This window comes from Gordonia sp. VNK21 (assembly GCF_046098115.1).
Classification (GTDB): domain Bacteria; phylum Actinomycetota; class Actinomycetes; order Mycobacteriales; family Mycobacteriaceae; genus Gordonia.
Window position 1 is genome coordinate 91,692 of the sequence record NZ_JBJURU010000005.1, and the last position, 18,792, is coordinate 110,483.

The 18,792-nt window shown below is 73.0% G+C and carries 16 protein-coding genes; 7 read left to right on the forward strand and 9 right to left on the reverse strand.

Annotation, left to right across the window (positions count from 1 at the left end; all coding sequences use genetic code 11):
• Positions 1–15: 15 nt before the first annotated feature.
• Complete coding sequence (locus ACJMNC_RS07255; protein WP_408947274.1) at positions 16–3,330, reverse strand: UvrD-helicase domain-containing protein; 3,315 nt, start codon at positions 3,328–3,330, stop codon at positions 16–18.
• Positions 3,323–6,616, reverse strand: a complete 3,294-nt coding sequence (locus ACJMNC_RS07260) for an ATP-dependent helicase (RefSeq protein WP_408947275.1) — start codon at positions 6,614–6,616, stop codon at positions 3,323–3,325. The genes ACJMNC_RS07255 and ACJMNC_RS07260 overlap by 8 nt, the downstream gene beginning before the upstream one ends.
• A 50-nt stretch (positions 6,617–6,666) precedes the next feature.
• Here ACJMNC_RS07260 and ACJMNC_RS07265 point away from each other — a divergent pair, with 50 nt between their 5' ends.
• Together ACJMNC_RS07265 and ACJMNC_RS07270 are read left to right on the forward strand one after the other, a co-directional pair.
• Positions 6,667–7,455 carry an alpha/beta fold hydrolase gene (locus ACJMNC_RS07265; RefSeq protein ID WP_408947276.1) on the forward strand — a complete coding sequence of 263 codons (789 nt, stop codon included), beginning with the start codon at positions 6,667–6,669 and terminating at the stop codon, positions 7,453–7,455.
• Positions 7,456–7,459: 4 nt separating this feature from the next.
• Positions 7,460–7,771, forward strand: a complete 312-nt coding sequence (locus ACJMNC_RS07270) for an MGMT family protein (RefSeq protein ID WP_408947277.1) — start codon at positions 7,460–7,462, stop codon at positions 7,769–7,771.
• Positions 7,772–7,796: 25 nt separating this feature from the next.
• Here the strand turns inward: ACJMNC_RS07270 and ACJMNC_RS07275 are convergent, their stop codons facing one another.
• From ACJMNC_RS07275 to ACJMNC_RS07285, 3 genes are all read right to left on the reverse strand, one after another.
• On the reverse strand, positions 7,797–8,648 hold the full coding sequence (locus ACJMNC_RS07275) for a TIGR02569 family protein (RefSeq protein ID WP_408947392.1): 852 nt from the start codon (positions 8,646–8,648) through the stop codon (positions 7,797–7,799).
• 71 nt (positions 8,649–8,719) lie between these two features.
• A complete protein-coding gene (gene moeZ / locus ACJMNC_RS07280) occupies positions 8,720–9,922 on the reverse strand; it encodes an adenylyltransferase/sulfurtransferase MoeZ (protein WP_408947393.1) in 1,203 nt (400 codons plus the stop codon).
• An 18-nt stretch (positions 9,923–9,940) separates the two neighbouring features.
• A complete protein-coding gene (locus ACJMNC_RS07285) occupies positions 9,941–10,918 on the reverse strand; it encodes a DUF3152 domain-containing protein (RefSeq protein ID WP_408947278.1) in 978 nt (325 codons plus the stop codon).
• Between the two features lie 101 nt (positions 10,919–11,019).
• On the opposite strand from ACJMNC_RS07285, the gene ACJMNC_RS07290 reads away from it, so the two are divergent.
• Positions 11,020–11,685, forward strand: a complete 666-nt coding sequence (locus ACJMNC_RS07290) for a TetR/AcrR family transcriptional regulator (RefSeq protein WP_408947279.1) — start codon at positions 11,020–11,022, stop codon at positions 11,683–11,685.
• A 16-nt stretch (positions 11,686–11,701) separates the two neighbouring features.
• Here ACJMNC_RS07290 and ACJMNC_RS07295 read toward each other — a convergent pair whose 3' ends face one another.
• Both ACJMNC_RS07295 and ACJMNC_RS07300 read right to left on the reverse strand, forming a co-directional pair.
• Positions 11,702–11,935 (reverse strand): DUF3107 domain-containing protein, encoded by a 234-nt coding sequence (locus tag ACJMNC_RS07295; protein ID WP_408947280.1) that lies wholly within the window; start codon positions 11,933–11,935, stop codon positions 11,702–11,704.
• Between the two features lie 75 nt (positions 11,936–12,010).
• Positions 12,011–12,655: a ferritin-like fold-containing protein gene (locus ACJMNC_RS07300; RefSeq protein WP_408947281.1), complete on the reverse strand. Its 645-nt coding sequence runs from the start codon at positions 12,653–12,655 to the stop codon at positions 12,011–12,013.
• 228 nt (positions 12,656–12,883) lie between these two features.
• Here ACJMNC_RS07300 and ACJMNC_RS07305 point away from each other — a divergent pair, with 228 nt between their 5' ends.
• The gene (locus ACJMNC_RS07305) at positions 12,884–14,566 is read left to right on the forward strand and encodes a DEAD/DEAH box helicase (RefSeq protein WP_408947282.1); all 1,683 of its coding nucleotides are present in this window, start codon (positions 12,884–12,886) and stop codon (positions 14,564–14,566) included.
• A gap of 21 nt (positions 14,567–14,587) precedes the next feature.
• A complete protein-coding gene (locus ACJMNC_RS07310; protein WP_408947283.1) occupies positions 14,588–15,856 on the forward strand; it encodes a hypothetical protein in 1,269 nt (422 codons plus the stop codon).
• 57 nt (positions 15,857–15,913) lie between these two features.
• Here the strand turns inward: ACJMNC_RS07310 and ACJMNC_RS07315 are convergent, their stop codons facing one another.
• Complete coding sequence (locus ACJMNC_RS07315) at positions 15,914–16,708, reverse strand: ParA family protein (protein ID WP_408947284.1); 795 nt, start codon at positions 16,706–16,708, stop codon at positions 15,914–15,916.
• 45 nt (positions 16,709–16,753) lie between these two features.
• Complete coding sequence (locus tag ACJMNC_RS07320) at positions 16,754–17,182, reverse strand: hypothetical protein (RefSeq protein ID WP_408947285.1); 429 nt, start codon at positions 17,180–17,182, stop codon at positions 16,754–16,756.
• 66 nt (positions 17,183–17,248) lie between these two features.
• On the opposite strand from ACJMNC_RS07320, the gene ACJMNC_RS07325 reads away from it, so the two are divergent.
• Both ACJMNC_RS07325 and ACJMNC_RS07330 read left to right on the forward strand, forming a co-directional pair.
• On the forward strand, positions 17,249–18,217 hold the full coding sequence (locus ACJMNC_RS07325) for a diacylglycerol/lipid kinase family protein (protein ID WP_408947286.1): 969 nt from the start codon (positions 17,249–17,251) through the stop codon (positions 18,215–18,217).
• Positions 18,218–18,454: 237 nt separating this feature from the next.
• On the forward strand, positions 18,455–18,709 hold the full coding sequence (locus tag ACJMNC_RS07330) for a WhiB family transcriptional regulator (protein WP_062393655.1): 255 nt from the start codon (positions 18,455–18,457) through the stop codon (positions 18,707–18,709).
• The last annotated feature ends 83 nt before the right edge of the window (positions 18,710–18,792 follow it).

Below are 18,792 nucleotides of genomic sequence, written 5' to 3' on the forward strand. Positions count from 1 at the left end.
TCACAGCTTTGCAGGCTACTCGATCACCGACGGTGCGGCGGAGAGCATCTCGCCCAGTGCCTCCGCGTCGGGCAGCGACTCGGGTTCGAGCGTGTAGCCGTGGCGGACGTAGACGAAGGCCGCGCGCACCTGCGCCGGGTCCACACCGGCCAGCCGCGCCCAGGCCACCCGGTAGGCGGCGAGCTGGATCTCCAGCGCCGGGCGGCGGGCCGGTTCGGGCACCGCTCCGGTCTTCCAGTCCACCACCAGCCAGCCGTCGCCGTCGGCGAAGACCGCGTCCATCCGGCCGCGCACCACGGCCCGGCCGATCACCGTCTCGAAGCCCACTTCCACGTCGACGGGGGTCCGGTCGGCCCACGGCGAGGCCAGGAACGCCGCCCGCAGCACGTCGAGGTCGTCGTCGACGGCGGTGTCGTCGGCGGCGCCGGGAAGTTCGTCCAGGTCCAGCAGCCGGGTGGCGCCGAACCGCCGCTCCACCCAGGCGTGGAAGGCGGTGCCGCGGCGCGCCATCGGATTGGGCCGGAAGGGCACCGGCCGGCGCAGCCGGGCGGCGAAGGCGGCCTCGTCGGCCCGCAGATCCACCAGCTGGCTCACCGACAGCTGGCCCGGCAGCGGCACGTCCACCACCCCGGAGCCTGTCCGCCGGTGCTCGTCGAGCAGCCGGTCCACCTCGTCGCGCCAGGCCCGGATCTCCGGATCGTCGGTGTCGGGCGCGGCGGCGGCCCGGGCGGCGCCGACCGCGGCGGCGGCCTCGGCGAGGGCGGCCCGGCGCGGTCCGTCCGGTTCCGGCGGCCACGGCGCGGTGACCGGTTCGGCGGCCAGCGGGTTGAGCGCCCCGTCCTCGGGTGCGGGAGCGTCGACCGCGATGCGCAGCCGATGCGGCTCTCGCGCCGCCGCGACCAGCTCGGCGAGTTCGAGGTAGAAGTCGGAGCCGCCGCGCGGCTTGTCCCCGGTCTCGGACCAGTGGTGGGCGGAGATCAGCAGGGTGTCCTTGGCCCGGGTGAGCGCCACGTAGAGCAGCCGGCGGTCCTCGTCGAGCCGGCGGTCGGCGATGTCCTCCTTGTGAGCGGCCAGCGCCTCCTCGAGTTCCCTGCGGTCGCCCACCGCTCCCAGGTTCAGTGCCGGGAAGCCCGCCTCGTCGCCGTGGGCGACGTCGCCGCGCAGCTGCGCCGGCAGCTCGCGCGGCGAGCCCAGCCAGGTGCTGTCGGATTTGCCGCTCGGGAAGATGCCGCGCGCGAGATGCGGCAGTGCCACCACATCCCATTCCAGGCCTTTGGCGGCGTGCACAGTGAGGATCTGCACCCGCTGCTCGGCCACCTCCACCTGACCGGCCTCCAGACCCTTCTCGACGCTTTCGGCGGCGTCGAGGAAGGCCAGCAACCCCGGCAGGGTGGCGCCGGGCCGATCGGCGTAGCCGGCGACGTACTCGGCGAAGGCGTCGAGATGTTCGCGTCCGGTGGTCCGGCCACGCATCCTGTGTGCCCGCACCTGGGCCTCCACGGCCACCCCGATGGTCTGTTCGACGTCGGCGACCAGTTCGGGCAGCGGCTGACCGATGCGCCGGCGCAGCCGCTCGAGTTCCCGGCCGAAGGCGACGATGCGCCGGTGGCCGTCGGGGCTGTAGCGGTGCTCCTCCCCCGGGTCGGCGAGGGCGTCGGCCAGGCCGGCGGTCTCCACCGATTCGGCGGGCAGGGCGGCGGCGAGCGCCTCGTCGAGCTGTTCCCGGCTCTCCACGGCACCGCCGGCGACCACCGTGCGGGCCGCCGCCAGTTCCCGGGCCCGCCGCCACAGCGCGGCCAGGTCGGCGGCGCCGAGCCGCCAGCGGGCACCGGTGAGCAGCCGCATGGCGGCGCTGCCGGCGAGCGGATCGGCCATCAGGCGCAGGGTGGCGACGATGTCGGTGATCTCCGGGACGTGCAGCAGGCCGCCGATGCCGACCACCTCGGCCGGGATGCCGCGTTCTTCCAGGATCGCGGCCAGCGGTGCCGAATCGTCGTTGCGGCGCACCAGGATCGCCACGGTGGGCGGGGCCTGTCCGTCGGCGTCGGCGGTCCGGTAGCAGTCCTCGATGCGGTCGGCGATCCAGGTGCGTTCGTCGAGGACGGTCTCGGTCAGGGCCAGCTCCACCCGTCCGTCGGGGGCGTCGGGGCGGGCCCGCAGCACGCTGACCGGCACCCCGCGCGCCCGCAGCGCCGCCGACGCCTCGTTGGCCAGGTACAGCGCGCTCGCGCAGTTGCGCCAGCTGGTGAGCAGCTCCCGGCGGGGGGCCGGGCGCCCGTCCGGGCGCGGGAAGTCGTGGGCGAAGCGCGGCAGGTTGGCCGCCGAGGCGCCGCGCCAGCCGTAGATGGACTGGATCGGATCGCCGACGGCGGTCACCGCGACCGGCACCTGCCCGCTCGGCGGCAGCCCGCCGAAGAGCGCCGAGAGCAGCACCCGCTGACTGTGCCCGGTGTCCTGGTATTCGTCGAGCAGCACCGCCTTGATGCCGGCCCGTTCGGCGGCCACCACCTCGGGATGCCCGGTGACCAGGCGGGCGGCCAGCGACATCTGGCTGCCGAAGTCCAGGGCGCCCTGTTCGGCCATCACCGCACGCAGCCGCTGCACCAGCGGCAGGAAGAGCCGGCGTTCGTCGATCACCGCCTGCACGTCACGCAGCTTCTTGCTCGGTTCGGCCCGTTGCCGCGGTCCCTTGGGCAGGGTGTCGATGAGCCGGTGCAGGTCGTCGCCGGCCGCGGCGAGCGCCTCGTCGTCCACCAGATGTTCGGCCATCTCCGAGTACAGGTGCAGCACGGCCTCGGTGACCGTGGCCGGCACCTTGGCGGTGTCGAGTTCCTCCGGCCAGGAGGCGACCACCGAGAACGCCAGCTGCCACAGTTCGGTCTCCGAGAGCAGGGTGGCCGACGGCTCCACCGGCAGCAGCAGGCCGTAGTCGGCGATCAGCCGGCCGGCGTAGGCGTGGTACGTGCTCACCTCGGCGTCGGCGCTGCGCAGCACCGCGGCCAGTTCACCGTCGGGATGCCATTGCCGCAGTGCCGGACTCGCCGCCAGCATCGACAGCCTGCGGCGGATGCGGGCACCGAGCTCGCTGGCCGCCTTGCGGGTGAAGGTGAGACCGAGGATCTCGTCGGGGGCGACGATCCGGTTGGCCACCAGCCACACCACCCGCGAGGCCATGGTCTCGGTCTTGCCCGCGCCGGCGCCGGCGACCACCAGCATCGGTTCGCTGGGAGCCTCGATCACCGCGACCTGTTCGTCGGTGGGCGGCGGCAGGCCCAGGGCGGCCGCGAGGGCCCGGGCGCCGATGCGCGGGCCGGGGACGGGGTCAGTCATCGGTGACCGCCTTTCCGCGCAGCTGGGCCGGGCAGGAGGTCTGCAGGGCGCAGTGGGTGCAGCCGGGGTTGACGGTGGCGGTGAACCGCGGACCGATCCCGGCCCGCGCCGCCGAGCGCACCACCCCGATCCACTCGTCGACCTGCTCGGGGGTGAGCGGGTCCTGGCTGCGCTGGGCGGCGCCGGTCTTCTGGTTGGGCTGGGCCACGTAGACCAGCCGGCCGCCGCCGGCGGTGCCGGCCGGCACGCCTTCGACCCCGCCGAGCAGCAGGGCCAGCTGGTAGGCGGCCAGCTGCGGATGCTCCTGCGCGTCGGCGGCGGTGATCACCGTCTTGCCCGTCTTCACGTCCACCACCACCGGCCGCCCGTCGCGATCGGTCTCCAGCCGGTCGATGCGGCCGATGAGGGTGACGGGCAGTTCGTCACCGGGTTCGCCCGCCGGCACGGCGGCCTCCAGGCCCACTTCGACGCCGAGTTCGCTCAGCTCGGCCCGGGAGGTGGTCAGCCACTGCCGGAAGTTGACCAGCATGGTCTCGGCGCGGGCCAGTTCACGGGCGCTGAACCAGGCGGCCGGCGAGTCGACCCGGTCCCAGATGGCGCGCAGCGCGGCGGTCACCTCGGTGTGGTCGAGCCGGCCGGCCACGGCCTGCGCGAGGGTGTGCACCAGCGTTCCGGTGACCGCCTGCGCGGCATCGCCGTCGCGGCCGCCGTACCGTTCGAGCATCCAGCGCAGCGAGCAGCGGCTCAGCGATTCGACGTTGGACGGCGACAGTGCCAGCGGCCCGTCCTCGGGCCGCCACAGCGGGGCCTCGGTGCTCACCGGCGCCAGGCCGTACCAGTCGGCGGGGTCGGCGCCGGGCACCTGTTCGGCGGCCAGCCGGGCCAGCAGCCGCGCGGCCTCGCCGCGGCGCGGACCGGCCGCATCCGGGTCGGCGAGCACCGACCGCAGCTCGGCCACCATCGACGGCAGCGCGAGCAGCCGCCGGATCCCGGAGTCGACCGGCACCTGGTCGGGTGTCTCGCCGTGTTCGTCGGCGCCGTCGCCGTAGCCGCCGAGGGCGTCGGCGATCTCCGGGACGAAGCGCGACGGCGAGGCATCGCCGGTGCCGTCCTCGACGGCGGTCACCAGCAGCCGGCTCCGGGCCCGGCTGCACGCCACCAGCAGCAGCCGGCGTTCCTCGGCCAGCATCACCGCGCCGCGGGAGACGGTGTCGGCCCCGTCGGGCGCGACTCCGTCGAGCAGGTCCATCAGGGCCGGGGTCGACAGCACGCTGCCGCGGCTGCGCAGTGACGGCCACAGTCCGTCGAGCACCCCGGCGACGGCCACCACCTCCCATTCCCGGCCGGCCGCCGAATGCGCGGACAGGATCGACACGGCCTCGCCCGCCACGGTGGGCACCCGCGACTCCCGCGGGATCTGCAGCTGCCGCAGGTAGTGCAGGAAGCCGCCGATCCCGGCGGCCGGGGCGGTGTCGGCGAAGGCGGCGGCGGCCTCGAAGAGGGCCATCACGGCGTCGAGGTCGCGGTCGGCCTGCTCCCCGGACCGGTCACCGCGCAGCGAGCGGGCGGTCCATGTGCGTTCGAGTCCGCTGGCCTGCCAGGCCGCCCACAGGGTCTCTTCGATACCGGCGCCGGAGCGTTCGGCGCGCCGCGCCGCCTGCACCACCGCCGCGGTCTGCGCCAGCGGCCGCACCTCGAAGTCGGTGAGCCCGGCCAGCGCCGTCTCGAGCCGCTGCGGATCGGCCAGCGCTTCGGCGAGCAGGGTGAGCGAGTCGGGGGCGTCGTCGCCGGCCAGCCGGCGCAGACCCCGCCGCAGCCGGCGCAGCTGCCCGGGGTCCGCGCCGCCGATCGGCCCGGACAGCAGCGTGGTGGTCTCCTCCGGCGGCAGCGGCCGGTCGTCGTCGGCGGCCTGGAGCGCCAGCATGAAGGCCTCCACGGCCCGCTGCCGGTGCAGCGGCAGATCGCTGGCCGGAGTCACCACCGGCACCCCGGCGGAGCTGAGCGCCCGGCGCAGGGCCGGCAGCGCCCGCGGGACCGACCGGACGATCACCGCCATCTCCGACCACGGCACCTGGTCGAAGAGGTGGGCGCGGCGCAGGGTGTCGGCGACGGCGGTGGCCTCCTTGGCCGCCGAGGCGAAGACCCGCACCGCGGCGTGACCGTCGCGCTGCGGGCCGCCGCCGGCCGGCACCGGATACGGGTGCCGGCGCGCACCCGGCAGCCGGGCCGCGAGCGCCGCACCGGCCGCGGCCACCCGCCCGGTGCTGCGGTGGCCCACGGTCAGGGTGAGGTCGCGGTCGGTGCCGGCGGTGGGCAGCTCGTCGACGAAGGCATCGCTGGCACCGCGGAAGGAGAACACCGACTGATCCGGGTCGGCGGCGATCACGGTCAGATCGGTGCCGGTGCCGATCAGCTGCACCAGCCGGGCCGCCTGCGGATCCAGATGCTGGGCGTCGTCGACGAGCAGCACCCGGATCCGCGCGCGCTGCCCGGCCATCAGCGCCGCGTCCGTGAGCAGTGCCGAGAGCGCCGAGCCGACCAGCTCGGCCGGATCGACCGCGGCGGTCATCGCCTCCGGGGATTCGTGGCCCACCGCCGCGCGCAGGAGCATGGTCTGCTCGTACTGGGCGTAGGCCCGGCCGGCCGCCACCCATTCGGGGCGGCCGTGCCGGCGGCCCAGGGCGCGCAGATCCTCCGGGCCCAGGCCCCGTTGGGCCGAGCGCATCAGCAGATCGCGCAGGGCCTGGGCGAAACCGTCGGTGCCCAGGGCGGGCCGCAGCGACTCCGGCCAGTAGCCGGCGCCGTCCTCGATGTCGCCGGCCAGCAGCTCGCGCAGCACCACGTCCTGCTCGGAGCCGGTGATCAGCCGCGGCGGTGGATTCCCGCGGTCGGAGGCCTGCAGCCGCAGCACCGCGAAGGCGTAGGAGTGCACGGTGCGCACCAGCGGCTCGCGCAGGGCCGCACCGGTCTGACCCCCTCCCCCGGCATCCGTCAGCAGCCGGGCGGTGATCTGCTCGCGGACCTCGGCGGCGGCGCGGCGGCTGCCGGTGAGCACCAGCACCGATTCCGGGTCGGCACCGGCGGCCAGCCGGGCGACCGCGGTGTCGATCAGCAGGCTGGTCTTCCCGGTGCCCGGCCCGCCGTGCACCAGGTACGGCTGCCAGGGCGTCTCCGGCGAGCCGCTGTGCGGTCCGGCGATCAGTGCGGCGACCGGCTCCGGCCACGACCGCGGCGCCGGCGGCGGCGGTGCCGGCGCGGCGACGAGGCGGGTGGTGGTTCTGCTCACGCCCCCATGGAAGCACGGGCCTGCGACAGGTCCGGGATTAGGCTGACCACATGCTCCACACCCATCTCTTCGGTCCGGACGACGGCCCCGCCGTCCTCGCCCTGCACGGGCTCACCGGGCACGGCCGGCGCTGGGAGTCGCTGCAGCGCGAGCAGCTCCCGCAGGCCCGGGTGATCGCCCCGGATCTGCTGGGCCACGGCCGTTCGCCGTGGACGCCGCCGTGGGGCCTGGCCGATCACGCCGCCGCCGTCGGACAGGTCCTCGACGCGCAGTCGCGGCCGGACGAGCCGGTGGTGATCGTCGCCCACTCCTTCGGCGCACTGGTGGCGCTGACCCTGGCCCACGACCGGCCCGATCGCATCGACGCCCTGGTGCTGCTCGATCCGGCGCAGGGACTCGACCCCGAGCACGCCGGGGCGATGGCCGAGGCGACCGTCGCGCACTGGGGCTATCCGGATCCGGCGGCCGCGGCCGCCGCCAAACGCGCGGAGGGCTGGGGCGCGGTGCCCGAGGCGGTGCTCGCCGCCGAGATCGACGAGCATCTGGTGGCCGGGCCCGACCGGCACATGTGGCGGGTGTGCGTGCCGGCGACCAGCGTGGCCTGGTCGGAGATGGCCCGTCCGCCGCTGCTCCCGCCGGCCGGGGTGCCCACCGACATCGTGGTGGCCGACCGGGTGCAGCCGCCCTTCCTCTCCGCCGATTTCCTCAGCGCCGCGGCGCAGCTGCCCTCGGTACGCGTTCACCACGTGGACACCGAGCACATGGTGCCGCTGCTGGCCCCGGAGCGCTGCGGCGAGCTGGTGCGGGCCGCGCTGACTGCCGCAGCCGCGCGGAGCTGAGCCGATGGCGGCGATCACCGAGGAGCAGGTGGAACTGGTGCGGGCGCTGATCGCGGCCATCCCGCCGGGCCGGGTCCGCACCTACGGCGACATCGCCGACGAGGCCGGCCTGCCCAGTCCGCGGCTCACCTCGTGGGTGCTGCGGACCGACGGCGGAGATCTTCCCTGGCATCGGGTGATCACCGCATCGGGTCGGCCGGCGGCCCCAGTGCGTCGACGTCAGCTCGAACTGCTTGCCGCCGAAGGGGTTCCCATCGTCGACGATCGAGTCGTGTTGCGCCGGTGCCGGATCGGCGTCGACGGCGATGGTCCGTAGCCGGACCGGTCTCGGCGGCGAGGGCTCAGACGAGCAGCCGGACCTGGTCCACCACCCGCAGCAGGCCGGGCAGCGCACCGGCCGTCGACCGCGGGTGCAGAGCGTGCACGGCGAGCCGGAACATGGTGGCGCGCAACAACATCTGCGGCCAGTCCGGATGATCCGTCCAGCGCTCGATGAGTTCCTCGTCGGCACCGCCCCAGGCCAGCGCGTCGACGACGGTCACCGCCGCCCCGTACGACGCCGGCCGCCAGTACGGCACGATGTCGGTGATCGCGGGGGCCGCGGCACCGGCGAACAGCACCGTGCCGAACAGATCCCCGTGGATCACCTGCGAGGGCAGCTCGACCGGCCGGCGCAGTCCGGCCAGGGTGCTCAGCACCGCGACCGACTGCCGGCCGTCCTCGCTCTCCGGCGGCGCGATCCCGGCCGCCCGCGCCGAGCGCATCGGGTGTTCCTCCCAGGCGGCGCGATCGGCGGCCACGAAGACGTCGACGTCGGTGAACGGCGGCGCCGGCGGCTGCAGCAGGAAGCGCGGGCGCTCGAGCTTGGCGAGCGCCTCGTGCAGACGGTCGGCCACCGCCACCACCTCGTCGTGCCGCGGCTCGGGACTGCCGGCCACATAGGTGTCGGCCCGCCAGCCGGACACCACGTAGCGGCCGTCGGTGGCCCGGATGGGCCGCGCGATCCGCATCCCCTCGACGTACAGGTTCTCGCGGACCGTCGCCGACCAGGCCGCACGCGCACGGTCGGGCACCATGGTCAGGACCACCTCGCCGACCCGCCAGCCACCCAGACCGCTGCCGTCCATCGCGATCGGCGGATGTGCGGTCAGGCCGAAGGTGGTGAGCACCTGGGCGGGCGGTTCGGCGATCATGGTCACGCGGTCAGATTACCCAGGACAACGCCCTGTTCCTGGTAGCGACACCGCGACAGCGGCCACGCCGCTCAATAGGCGGGCAGCCCCGGGTCGACCTGCGCGGTCCAGGCGGCGATCCCGCCCTGCAGATGCCGCACCTGCCCGAAGCCTCGGCGGCGCAGCTCCGCGAGCGCCTCGGCCGAGCGGATCCCGGTCTTGCAGTAGAGCACGATCGGCCGGTCGTGCGGCAGCTCGCCGAGCGCCGCGCCGGAGAGGATGCGGTCCCGCGGGATCAGCCGCGCCCCGTCGAGGTGCACGATCTCCCACTCCACCGGTTCGCGCACGTCGATCAGCACCGGCGGGTCGGCGGCGGCCAGCTCGGCGGCCAGCTCGCGCGGGCTCAGCGCGGCGCCGTCGGCTGCGGCGGCCACGTCGTCGGGGACCACCCCGCAGAAGTCGTCGTAGTCGATCAGCCCGGTGACCGGGGCGCCGCCGGGATCCTTGCGCACCGTCACGGTGCGGAAGCTCATCGCCAGCGCGTCGTAGATGAGCAGCCGGCCCAGCAGCGGCTCCCCGATCCCGCAGATCAGCTTGATCGCCTCGGTGCCCATCACCGAGCCGACGGTGCCGCACAGGATGCCCAGCACGCCGCCCTCCGCGCAGGACGGCACCATGCCCGGCGGCGGGGCCTGCGGATACAGATCCCGGTAGTTCAGGCCTCGGCCGTCCGGGGCGGCCTCCCAGAACACGCTGACCTGACCGGTGAACCGGTAGATCGAACCCCACACGTAGGGGCGTCCGGCCAGCACGGCCGCATCGTTGACCAGATACCGGGTGGCGAAGTTGTCGGTGCCGTCGAGGATCAGGTCGTAGCGGGAGAACAGGTCGACGGCATTCTCGGCATCGAGCCGCTCCTCGTGCAGCACCACGGTCACCAGCGGATTGATCGCGGCGATCGACTCACGGGCGCTCTGTGCCTTGGGCCGGTCCAGGTCGGCCACGCCGTGGATGATCTGCCGCTGCAGATTCGATGCGTCGACGACGTCGAAGTCGACGATGCCCAGGGTGCCGACGCCGGCCGCGGCCAGGTAGAGCAGGGTGGGCGAGCCCAGGCCGCCGGCCCCGATGACCAGCACCCGGGCGTTCTTCAGCCGGCGCTGCCCGGTGGTCCCGACGTCCGGGATGATCAGGTGCCGGCTGTACCGGGCGATCTCGTCGCGGCTCAGTTCCGGGCCGGGCTCGACCAGCGGTGGCAGCGCGGGCACCGGCGGCGGTGAGGGGACGGGCGGCATGGCGGGCACGGCCACCGGCTACTTGTCCGGGTAGGGCCAGGCGTTGGGCCGGCAGGTGAGCGAGCGGTCGGCCGCCATGTCCGTATCGAGCGCCATGATCTCGCTGTTGGCGGTGCCGAAGGTCTGCTGCATCATGATCGGCGCGAGCGCGCCCTCGTGCTCGCACGGCCGGTGGTGCTCATAGCCGATACCGTGGCCCACCTCGTGGTTGATCAGATAGCGCCGGTAGGTCAGGTCGTCGCCGCCGAAGGCGGTGGCCCCACGGATCCACCGGGCCTCGTTGAGCACCACCCGCCCCTCCGGCGGATAGAAGCAGGAGGTCTCCAGCTTGATCTGGTAGCCGCACAGTTCGCGGGCCGTGTCCGTCGAGATCAGTGAAATCCGCAGATCCGGCTCGCCGGAGTCGATCCGCCGGAACGCCACCTTGCCGTCGCCGATCCAGCTCTTCTGGTTCGACAGGGTGGTGTCGACCAGCTTCGCGAAGGCCTGGTTCCCGCCGTAGTCGGTCGGATCGAGGCCCTTCTCCACCTCGACGGTGTAGGTGTAGACCTCGCTGCCGGTACCGATCTTGCCGGTGGTGCCGCGCACCACGCTGTAGTCCTTGTCTCCGGCCCGGGTGAACGGCCCGCCGTCGGGCAGCTGCCCGGCGGGCAGCGCCGCATCGTTGATCGGACCGGTGGGTGCGCCGATCGCGGTGGTCTCGGTGGTGACCTCGGTGTTGCGCAGGTTGGGGTCGGTCGGCGCGGCCTCGCTGCCGCCGTCGTCTCCGGCGTTGACGGCGGTGACCACGATCAGCGCCACGGTGAGCACCGCGAGCACCGGTACGGCGTAGGCGCGCCAGCCGAAGTCGTGGAAGAAGCGCACCACCGGATTGCCGGCCCCCGACCGCTCGGCGGCGTCGTCGCGCTCGGCGATCGGGTCCCAGCGGGCGCGCAACGGCTGGTCGGGCCGTGGGCGTCGGGGCCGCGTCGGCCCAGGCTGCGAAGTTCCGGTCACTTCACAACTGTCTCACAGCCGCCCCCTCGTCTCACATGAGCATCCCGATGGCGGGGGTGCGCGGGGGCCGGGCCTCACCGGGCACCGAGTACGCTGTCTCCATGCCGACTGCCGATTCCACGGCTCCGGGCGCCTCCTCCGGTGCCCGTCCGAACACCCGCCTGCCCCGCAGCGCGCGGCGCCGTCAACTGATGGAGGCCGCCAGCGAGATCTTCGTCGAACGCGGATACCACTCCGCCGGGATGGACGAGATCGCCGCCGCCGCGGGAGTCAGCAAACCCGTGCTCTACCAGCACTTCCCGTCCAAGCTCGACCTCTACATCGCGGTGGTCGACTCGCATGCCGAGAAGCTGGTCTCCGATGTGAACCGGGCGCTGCTGACCACCACCGACAACCATCAGCGCGTCCGCGCCGCGGTGGGCGCCTTCTTCGACTTCATCGACGAGGACAACTCCGGCTACCGGCTGATCTTCTCCTCCGATGCCAAAGACCCGGCGGTGATCCGCCGGGTCGAGGGTGCCACCGAGGCCTGCGTGGACGCCGTGCACGGGCTGGTCATGACCGACTCGGGCCTGGACCCGTACCGGTCCCGGATGCTCGCGGCCGGACTGGTCGGCGCCAGCCAGACCAACGCCCGCTACTGGCTCGAGGCCAACCGTCCCATCGACAAGGCCTCCGCGGTGGAGACCACCGTCACCCTGCTGTGGTCGGGACTGGCCGGCGTCCCGCGGAACCGGCTCGAGGGCGGCGACTCCGACCAGGCCTGAGTCGCCGCCGCCCCGGTCAGGACGCGCCGAAGCCCACCTTGCGGGACTCGGTGCTGCCGACCTCCACGTAGGCCACCTTGGCGGCGGGCACCAGCACCCGCACGCCCTTGTCGTCGGTCAGCTCGAGAACCGCGGTCTTCCCGTCGAGGGCCGCGGCGACGGCCTTGTAGACCTTGTCCTCGGCTTCCTTGGACACCAGGGCCAGCTCACGCGGGCTGTTCTCAATACCGATCTTGACCTCAACGCTCATGCCGCAGATGGTATCTCAGCGCGCCGATGCCCACGCGCGGGCGGGCCGGGCCCCGGGCCCGGGCCGTAGCGGGGCTCAGGCCAGCGACAGGTCGGCCATCCGCGCGGCGTGCCGCTGGGCCATCGAATCGAAGAAGCCGGCCACGCTGGTCAGCGATCCGGCGCCGGCGAACAGGAAGTCGGTGACCTCCTCGTCCTCGGCGAGCACCCACTGCATGTGGGTGATCGCCTCGCCGAGCAGCCTGCGACCCCACAGCGCCAGCGGCGCCGCCACCGCGGGGTCGGCGGCCACCGCCGCCCGCACCGCGTCGCGGGCCCAGTCCGACGAGGTGGTCTGCCCCATCACCGAGGCGAAGATCTCCCGGGAGCCCTCCGGCAGCACCCCGGCCACCTCGGCGAAGAAGTCGGCCGCCAGACCGTCGCCGATGTACATCTTCACCAGCACCTCGAGCCAGGTGCTCGGCGTGGTGACCTGGTGATACTTCTCAAAGACCTGCACATGCCGGTCCACCGCCGCGTCCACCGCGTGACCGGCCTCGCGCACCTTCTCGGCGAGTTCCTCGAAATGCGCGCACTCCGACGCGATCAGCCGGGTCACCGCGATCCGGTCGGCCGTCGACGGCGCCATCGCGTACTCGTCGATCAGCCGATGCACGGCCGCCGCCTCGCCCGCCAGAAAGATCTCGTACAGCTTCACCGCAGCATCGGAGGAGTTCGCCATGGGTGTCAGCCTAAGCAACGCGGTACACTCTCACCAGACGCAGGTCGCCCCCGGCACGATCGGGGGCCCGCCGCCCACGCGGCGACACCGATGAAAGCACCCGCGTCCCGCTATGAGCGCGCACCAGCAAGAGCGCACGCCGGCGATCCTCTCCTGCATCGGGACCGGGGTTCCGCCCGCGCCTGCCATGTGTGCGTGCACGCACCATGAGAGGCACCAACTTCACCCATGACCACTGAGATCCCCGCTACCGATTCCGCCGAGACGACAGCCGCCGGGACGGCGGCCGCCGACCCCACCGAGACCGTCACCACCGAGGGCGCCGACGGCGTGCAGACGACGATCGTCGCCGAGGACCACACCGCGCCGACCTTCGCCGAACTGGGCGTGGACGATGCGATCGTGGCGGCGCTGCTCGCCGACGGCAAGACGCACACCTTCGCCATTCAGGAACTGACCCTGCCGCTGGCGCTGGGCGGCAGCGACCTGATCGGCCAGGCCCGCACCGGTATGGGCAAGACCTATGGCTTCGGTGTTCCGCTGCTGCACCGCCTGGTGCACGCCGAGCAGAGCGGCGTCCGCCCGCTCGACACCACCCCCCGCGCGCTGATCATCGTCCCGACCCGCGAGCTGTGCATCCAGGTCCACGAGGACCTCGAGGTGGCCGCCAAGGGCGTGACCGTCACCCTGGCCGACGGCACCGAACGGCCGATCAAGCTCACCGCCATCTTCGGCGGCCGGCCGTACGACTCGCAGATCGCCGACCTCCAGGCCGGCGTCGACGTGGTGGTCGGCACCCCGGGCCGTCTCCTCGATCTGGCCCAGCAGGGCCACCTGATCCTGGGCAAGGTGGAGATCCTGGTCCTCGACGAGGCCGACGAAATGCTCGACCTGGGCTTCCTGCCCGACATCGAGCGCATCATGGGTGCGCTGCCGGCGGGCCGCCAGACCATGCTCTTCTCGGCCACGATGCCCGGGCCGATCGTCACCCTGGCCCGGACCTTCCTCAACCGTCCCACGCACATCCGGGCCGAGCAGGCCAACGATTCGGCGGTGCACGAGCGCACCACCCAGTACGTCTACCGGGCGCACGCCCTGGACAAGGCCGAACTGGTGGCCCGCATCCTGCAGGCCGAGGGCCGCGGCGCGACGATGATCTTCACCCGCACCAAGCGCACCGCTCAGAAGGTGGCCGACGATCTGGCCGAGCGCGGCTTCAAGGTGGCCGCCGTCCACGGCGATCTGGGCCAGGTGGCCCGCGAGAAGGCGCTCACCAAATTCCGCGACGGCACCGTCGACGTGCTGGTGGCCACCGACGTGGCCGCCCGCGGCATCGACATCGACGACGTCACGCATGTGATCAACTACCAGTGCCCCGACGACGACAAGACCTACGTGCACCGGATCGGCCGCACCGGCCGCGCCGGCCGCACCGGTATCGCGATCACCCTGGTCGACTGGGACGAGCTGCATCGCTGGGCGCTGATCGACAAGGCCCTGGACCTGGGCCGGCCGGAGCCGGCGGAGACGTACTCCACCTCGGCGCATCTGCGCGAGGAACTGGGCATCCCGGAGAGCGCCACCGGCCGGATCGGGAGTTCCACCCGCACCGACGAGGAGCGCAAGCGCGCCCGCGCCGAGCGCAGCAACCGCCCCCAGCGGAGCCGGCAGCGCACGCGCGGCGGCAAGCCCGCGAGCGACCGCCCGGCCGGCGGCACATCCGGCGGCAGCGCGGCGGACAAGCCCGCCGGCGGTCCGGCCGGCGAGCAGAATGCCGAGCAGGGGTCCGGCGAAGGCCCGTCGCGTCCGCGCCGGCGTCGCCGCCGCCGCTCCGGCGGCAGCGGTAAGCCGGCCCAGTCCGGCAGTAGCCAGTCCGGCACCGCCCAGTCCGCGCCCGCCGGCGGCGAGTAGTCCCCCGGCGACGCCGCACGGATGGCTGCCCGCATCGCGCCCGAACGGCGTACCCGGCTGGATCTGATCATCACCGCGGTGATCGTGGTGTGCGTGCTGGTGGCCGGGCTGCTGCTCTGGCTCACCAGCCCGGCCCGCAAGGCCGAACTGACCACGGCCACCACCACCCCGACCGCTCCGGTCCCGGGTGATCAGCCGCCATTCGAACTGCACGAGCTGTGGCGGGCGAAGTCGGCGGCCACCGATCTGCCGGCGGTGGCCCAGGCCTCGGTGGTGATCGCCGACGGCCACTCGGTGACCGGACGGGCGATCGACACCGGCGCCGTGCTCTGGCGCTACCGGCGGGCCGAGCCGCTGTGCGCGGCGATCGCCGCCTGGCCGGGCGGCGACAACGAGGCGCTCGCCGTCTTCCGGAACAGCCGCGGCTGCAGCGAGGTGACCGCCCTGAACGCGAGCTCTGGTCTGCGTCTGGCCACCCGCACCAGCGATGCCGACTCCCGCGTGCAGCTCAGCACCGACAACAGCTGGGTGCTCGCCGCGGGCGACCACCGGCTCGAGACCTGGGGATCGAATCTGGTGCGCGGCATCGAGTACGGGCGGGTGACGGCCCCGGTCAATCCGGACGTCAGTCCCGACCGCCGCAACTGCGAGTTCTTCTCCGCCCTGCCCGGCGAGGGCCGGATCGCGGTGATCGAGCGCTGCGACGGCGACGCGGGCTACCGGCTCACGGTGCTCGGCGCGAGCCTCGACAGCGACGAGGCCATCACCGAATGGGGCTCGGAGCCGATCACCGCCACCTCCTCGGGTCCGCCGCCGGCCCTGATCTCGGTCGGATCGAGTGCGGTGACCGTCTACGACGGAGGGGCCGATGCGCCCGCCCCCGGCGCCTCCCCCAGCATCCGGGTGTTCACCCCGGAAGCCGTTCAGGTCAGCACCCACCAGGTGGCCGGCACCCCCGGGGCACCGGCCGGCAGTCACCCGATCACCTCGCAGTATCTGGCGACCTTCTACACCGGCGCGGCCACCGTCGTCGTCGACACCACCACCGGGCAGGCGCGCTATCAGCTGACCGATGCGATCGGTCCCGGCGAGTACTCGAGCGCGCTGCTGGTGCCGGTTCCCGGCGCGGTGAGCGTGCGCGACGCCGCCGACGGCAAGCAGGTGCGGCGCATCCCGGTGGACCGCGGCGACTACACCGGCCCGGTCTCACTGCGGGTGATCGGCCCGTACGTGGTGGAGCAGCGCGGCGACGAGGTGGTCGTGCTCGGGCCGGACGCGCCGCAGTCCTGACCCGCACACACCGGCGCCGCGGCCGGGCCGCCGGCGGCTCTGTGCGGCCCGCCCGGCTCAGACGGCGAGTTCGAAGGTGCCCAGCGGGGCGCCGTTCCAGTGCTCCCACAGGTTCTTGGCAAGGGCGCGATAGGCGGTGGCGCCCTTGTTCTTCCGGCCCCGCATCACCGATGCGCCGGAGGCCGAGGCCTCGGCGAAGCGCACCGTGCGCGGGATCGGAGGATCGAGCACAGGCAGCTCGTACCGGTCGGCCACATCCGAGAGCACGTCCCGGCTGTGCGTGGTGCGGGCGTCGAAGAGCGTGGCGACGGCGCCGAGCATGGTCAGCTCCGGGTTGGTGATCTGCTGCACCTCGGTGACCGTCCGCAGCAGCTGCCCCACCCCGCGATGCGCGAGGGTCTCGCACTGCAGCGGCACCACCACCTCGTCGGCCGCGGTCAGGCCGTTGAGGGTGAGCACGCCCAGCGACGGCGGGCAGTCGATCAGCACCACGTCGTAGTCCTCGGACACCTCGGCCAGCGCCCGCTTGAGGGCGTATTCGCGGCCCGGCCGCATCAGCAGCAGCGCCTCGGCACCGGCCAGGTCGATCGTGGCCGGCAGCAGCGTCACCCCGTCGTCGGTGTCGAGCAGCACATCGGCGATGTCCTCGGCCCCGAGCAGAACGTCGTGCACCGACGTGGTGAGCTGGTCGGGGTCGTGCCCGAGCGAGAAGGTCAGACAGCCCTGCGGATCCAGATCCACCACCAGCACCGAGACGTCCAGGTCGGCCAGGGCCGCTCCCACGGACGCGGCGGTGGTGGTCTTGGCCACTCCGCCCTTCTGGTTCGCGATGGCCAGTGTGCGCGTCGTCATGGCTCAACCATACGGTGACCGTGCACGCATCGCGGGCCGGGGAGCCTACGCGTCGGGCGGCAGATCCTCACCGGCCAGCCAGGCCAGCGATGCCGGGGCGAACAGCATGACCAGCGTCGCGAGCACCACCACCAGCAGCGGCCCGCCGATCCAGGGCTGCCCGCTGCTGGTGAGCAGGGCGTAGGCCACGGGAATGAGCAGGATCTGGGCGATCAGACCCACGCCCCGGCCCCAGCGGCGGCCGCGGGTCAGTGCGATACCGCCGGCCAGCACCCCGCCGCCGATGATGCCGAACCAGGCGGCCGATCCGTAGCCGCTGATGGAGGCCTCGTGGTGGCCGCTCGCCTCCCGGACGATGTAGACGATCGCGACGACGACGCCGGCGAGCCCCTCGACGGCGATGGTCCCGCCGGCCCAGCGCAGTGTGGACGGCACCGGCACCGGCCGGTCGTCGTGGGCTGCGGGAGTAGTCACACGCTCAAGCCTAAGGGGCACGCCGGATGCGGCACCTTCCGGGGACCACCGGTATCGTGGTCACCCGTGCGCGTCATGCTGGTCACCAATCCCTTTGCCACCTTCACCACCCCGGCGGGACGGGACGCGCTCGACAACACCCTCGCCGCGCGCTATCACGTCGACGTCGAGCACACCACGCACCGCGGCCACGCCGGCGAGCTCGGCGCCCGGGCCGCGGCCGAGGGCTACGACGCGGTGGTGGTGCACGGCGGCGACGGATCGGTCAACGAGGTGGCCAACGGACTGCTCGGCCACCCCGACCGCAGCGACCTGCCCCCGTCGGCGAGCCTGCCGGCACTCGGCGTGGTGCCCGGCGGCAGCGCCAACGTCTTCGCCCGGGCCCTGGGCATCGACCGCGATCCGCTGGTGGCCACCCGGCAGCTGATGGACATGCTCGACGCCCGCCAGCGCCGCACCATCAGCCTCGGCCACACGCTGGGCCGCTGGTTCCTGTTCAACGCCGGCATGGGTATGGACGCCATCGTGGTGCGCCAGATGGAGGACAAGCGCCAGGCCGGGAAGAAGGCCACCGCGCAGCGGTACCTGTTCACCACGGTCGCCTCGTTCTTCTCCTCGGCGCACCCCTCGCCCACCTTCACCGTCGAGGTGCCCGAGCACGAGCCGCTGACCGGTGTGCGGTTCGGCTTCGTCAGCAACACCGGCCCGTGGACCTATCTGGGCGCCCGGCCCATCCGCACCAATCCGGGCACCGACTTCGATCACGGTCTCGGCGTCTTCGCGGCGACCTCCATCGGTGTGCTGCGCAACTCGGTCCTGGGCAGCAAACTGCTCACCGGATCGAAGGATCCGCGGGCCGGACACCTGTTCCGCGACGACGACGTCGAGTGGGTCCGGTTCACCAGCGAGGAACCGGCCGACGTGCAGATGGACGGCGATTACCTGGGCCGGCACAGCGAGATGCTGTTCGGCTGCCGCCGCCACGTGCTGGACGTCGTGGCGCCGCCGGCCACCGTGTTACCCATGGGTAAATAAGAATTCGCCTGATTGCAACCACTTGTGATCTATCCGGCAATCCGTCGTCACCTCTAGCCAAGCGTCGTCGCAGGGTAGTACAACTGTTGCAGACCACAAACACCACCCCCCATGTGCGCTGCTTCAGCGCGCTCTGCTAGGTGCGAGATTTGTCGGTTCCAGCCCATAAGGACCAACGGCTTCACACGTGCCGCGCGTACCGGCACGCACAGAGTCATGCTTTGAAGGAGATATGTCATGGATTGGCGCCATAAGGCCATCTGCCGCGATGAGGACCCGGAACTGTTCTTCCCGGTGGGAACGAGCGGCCCGGCCATCGCGCAGGTCGCCGATGCCAAGCTCGTGTGTCAGCGCTGTCCGGTCACCGCCGAGTGCCTGAGCTGGGCCCTCGAGACCGGCCAGGACGCCGGCGTCTGGGGCGGCATGAGCGAGGACGAGCGTCGCGCCCTCAAGCGCCGCAACGCGCGCACCCGCGCCCGCAGCGCCGTCTGACACACGTCGGGCCCGCTCGCCGGGCCCACCTGCACCTGGCAGAAGGAACCCGGCCGCCGAGGCGGCCGGGTTCCTTCTGTGCC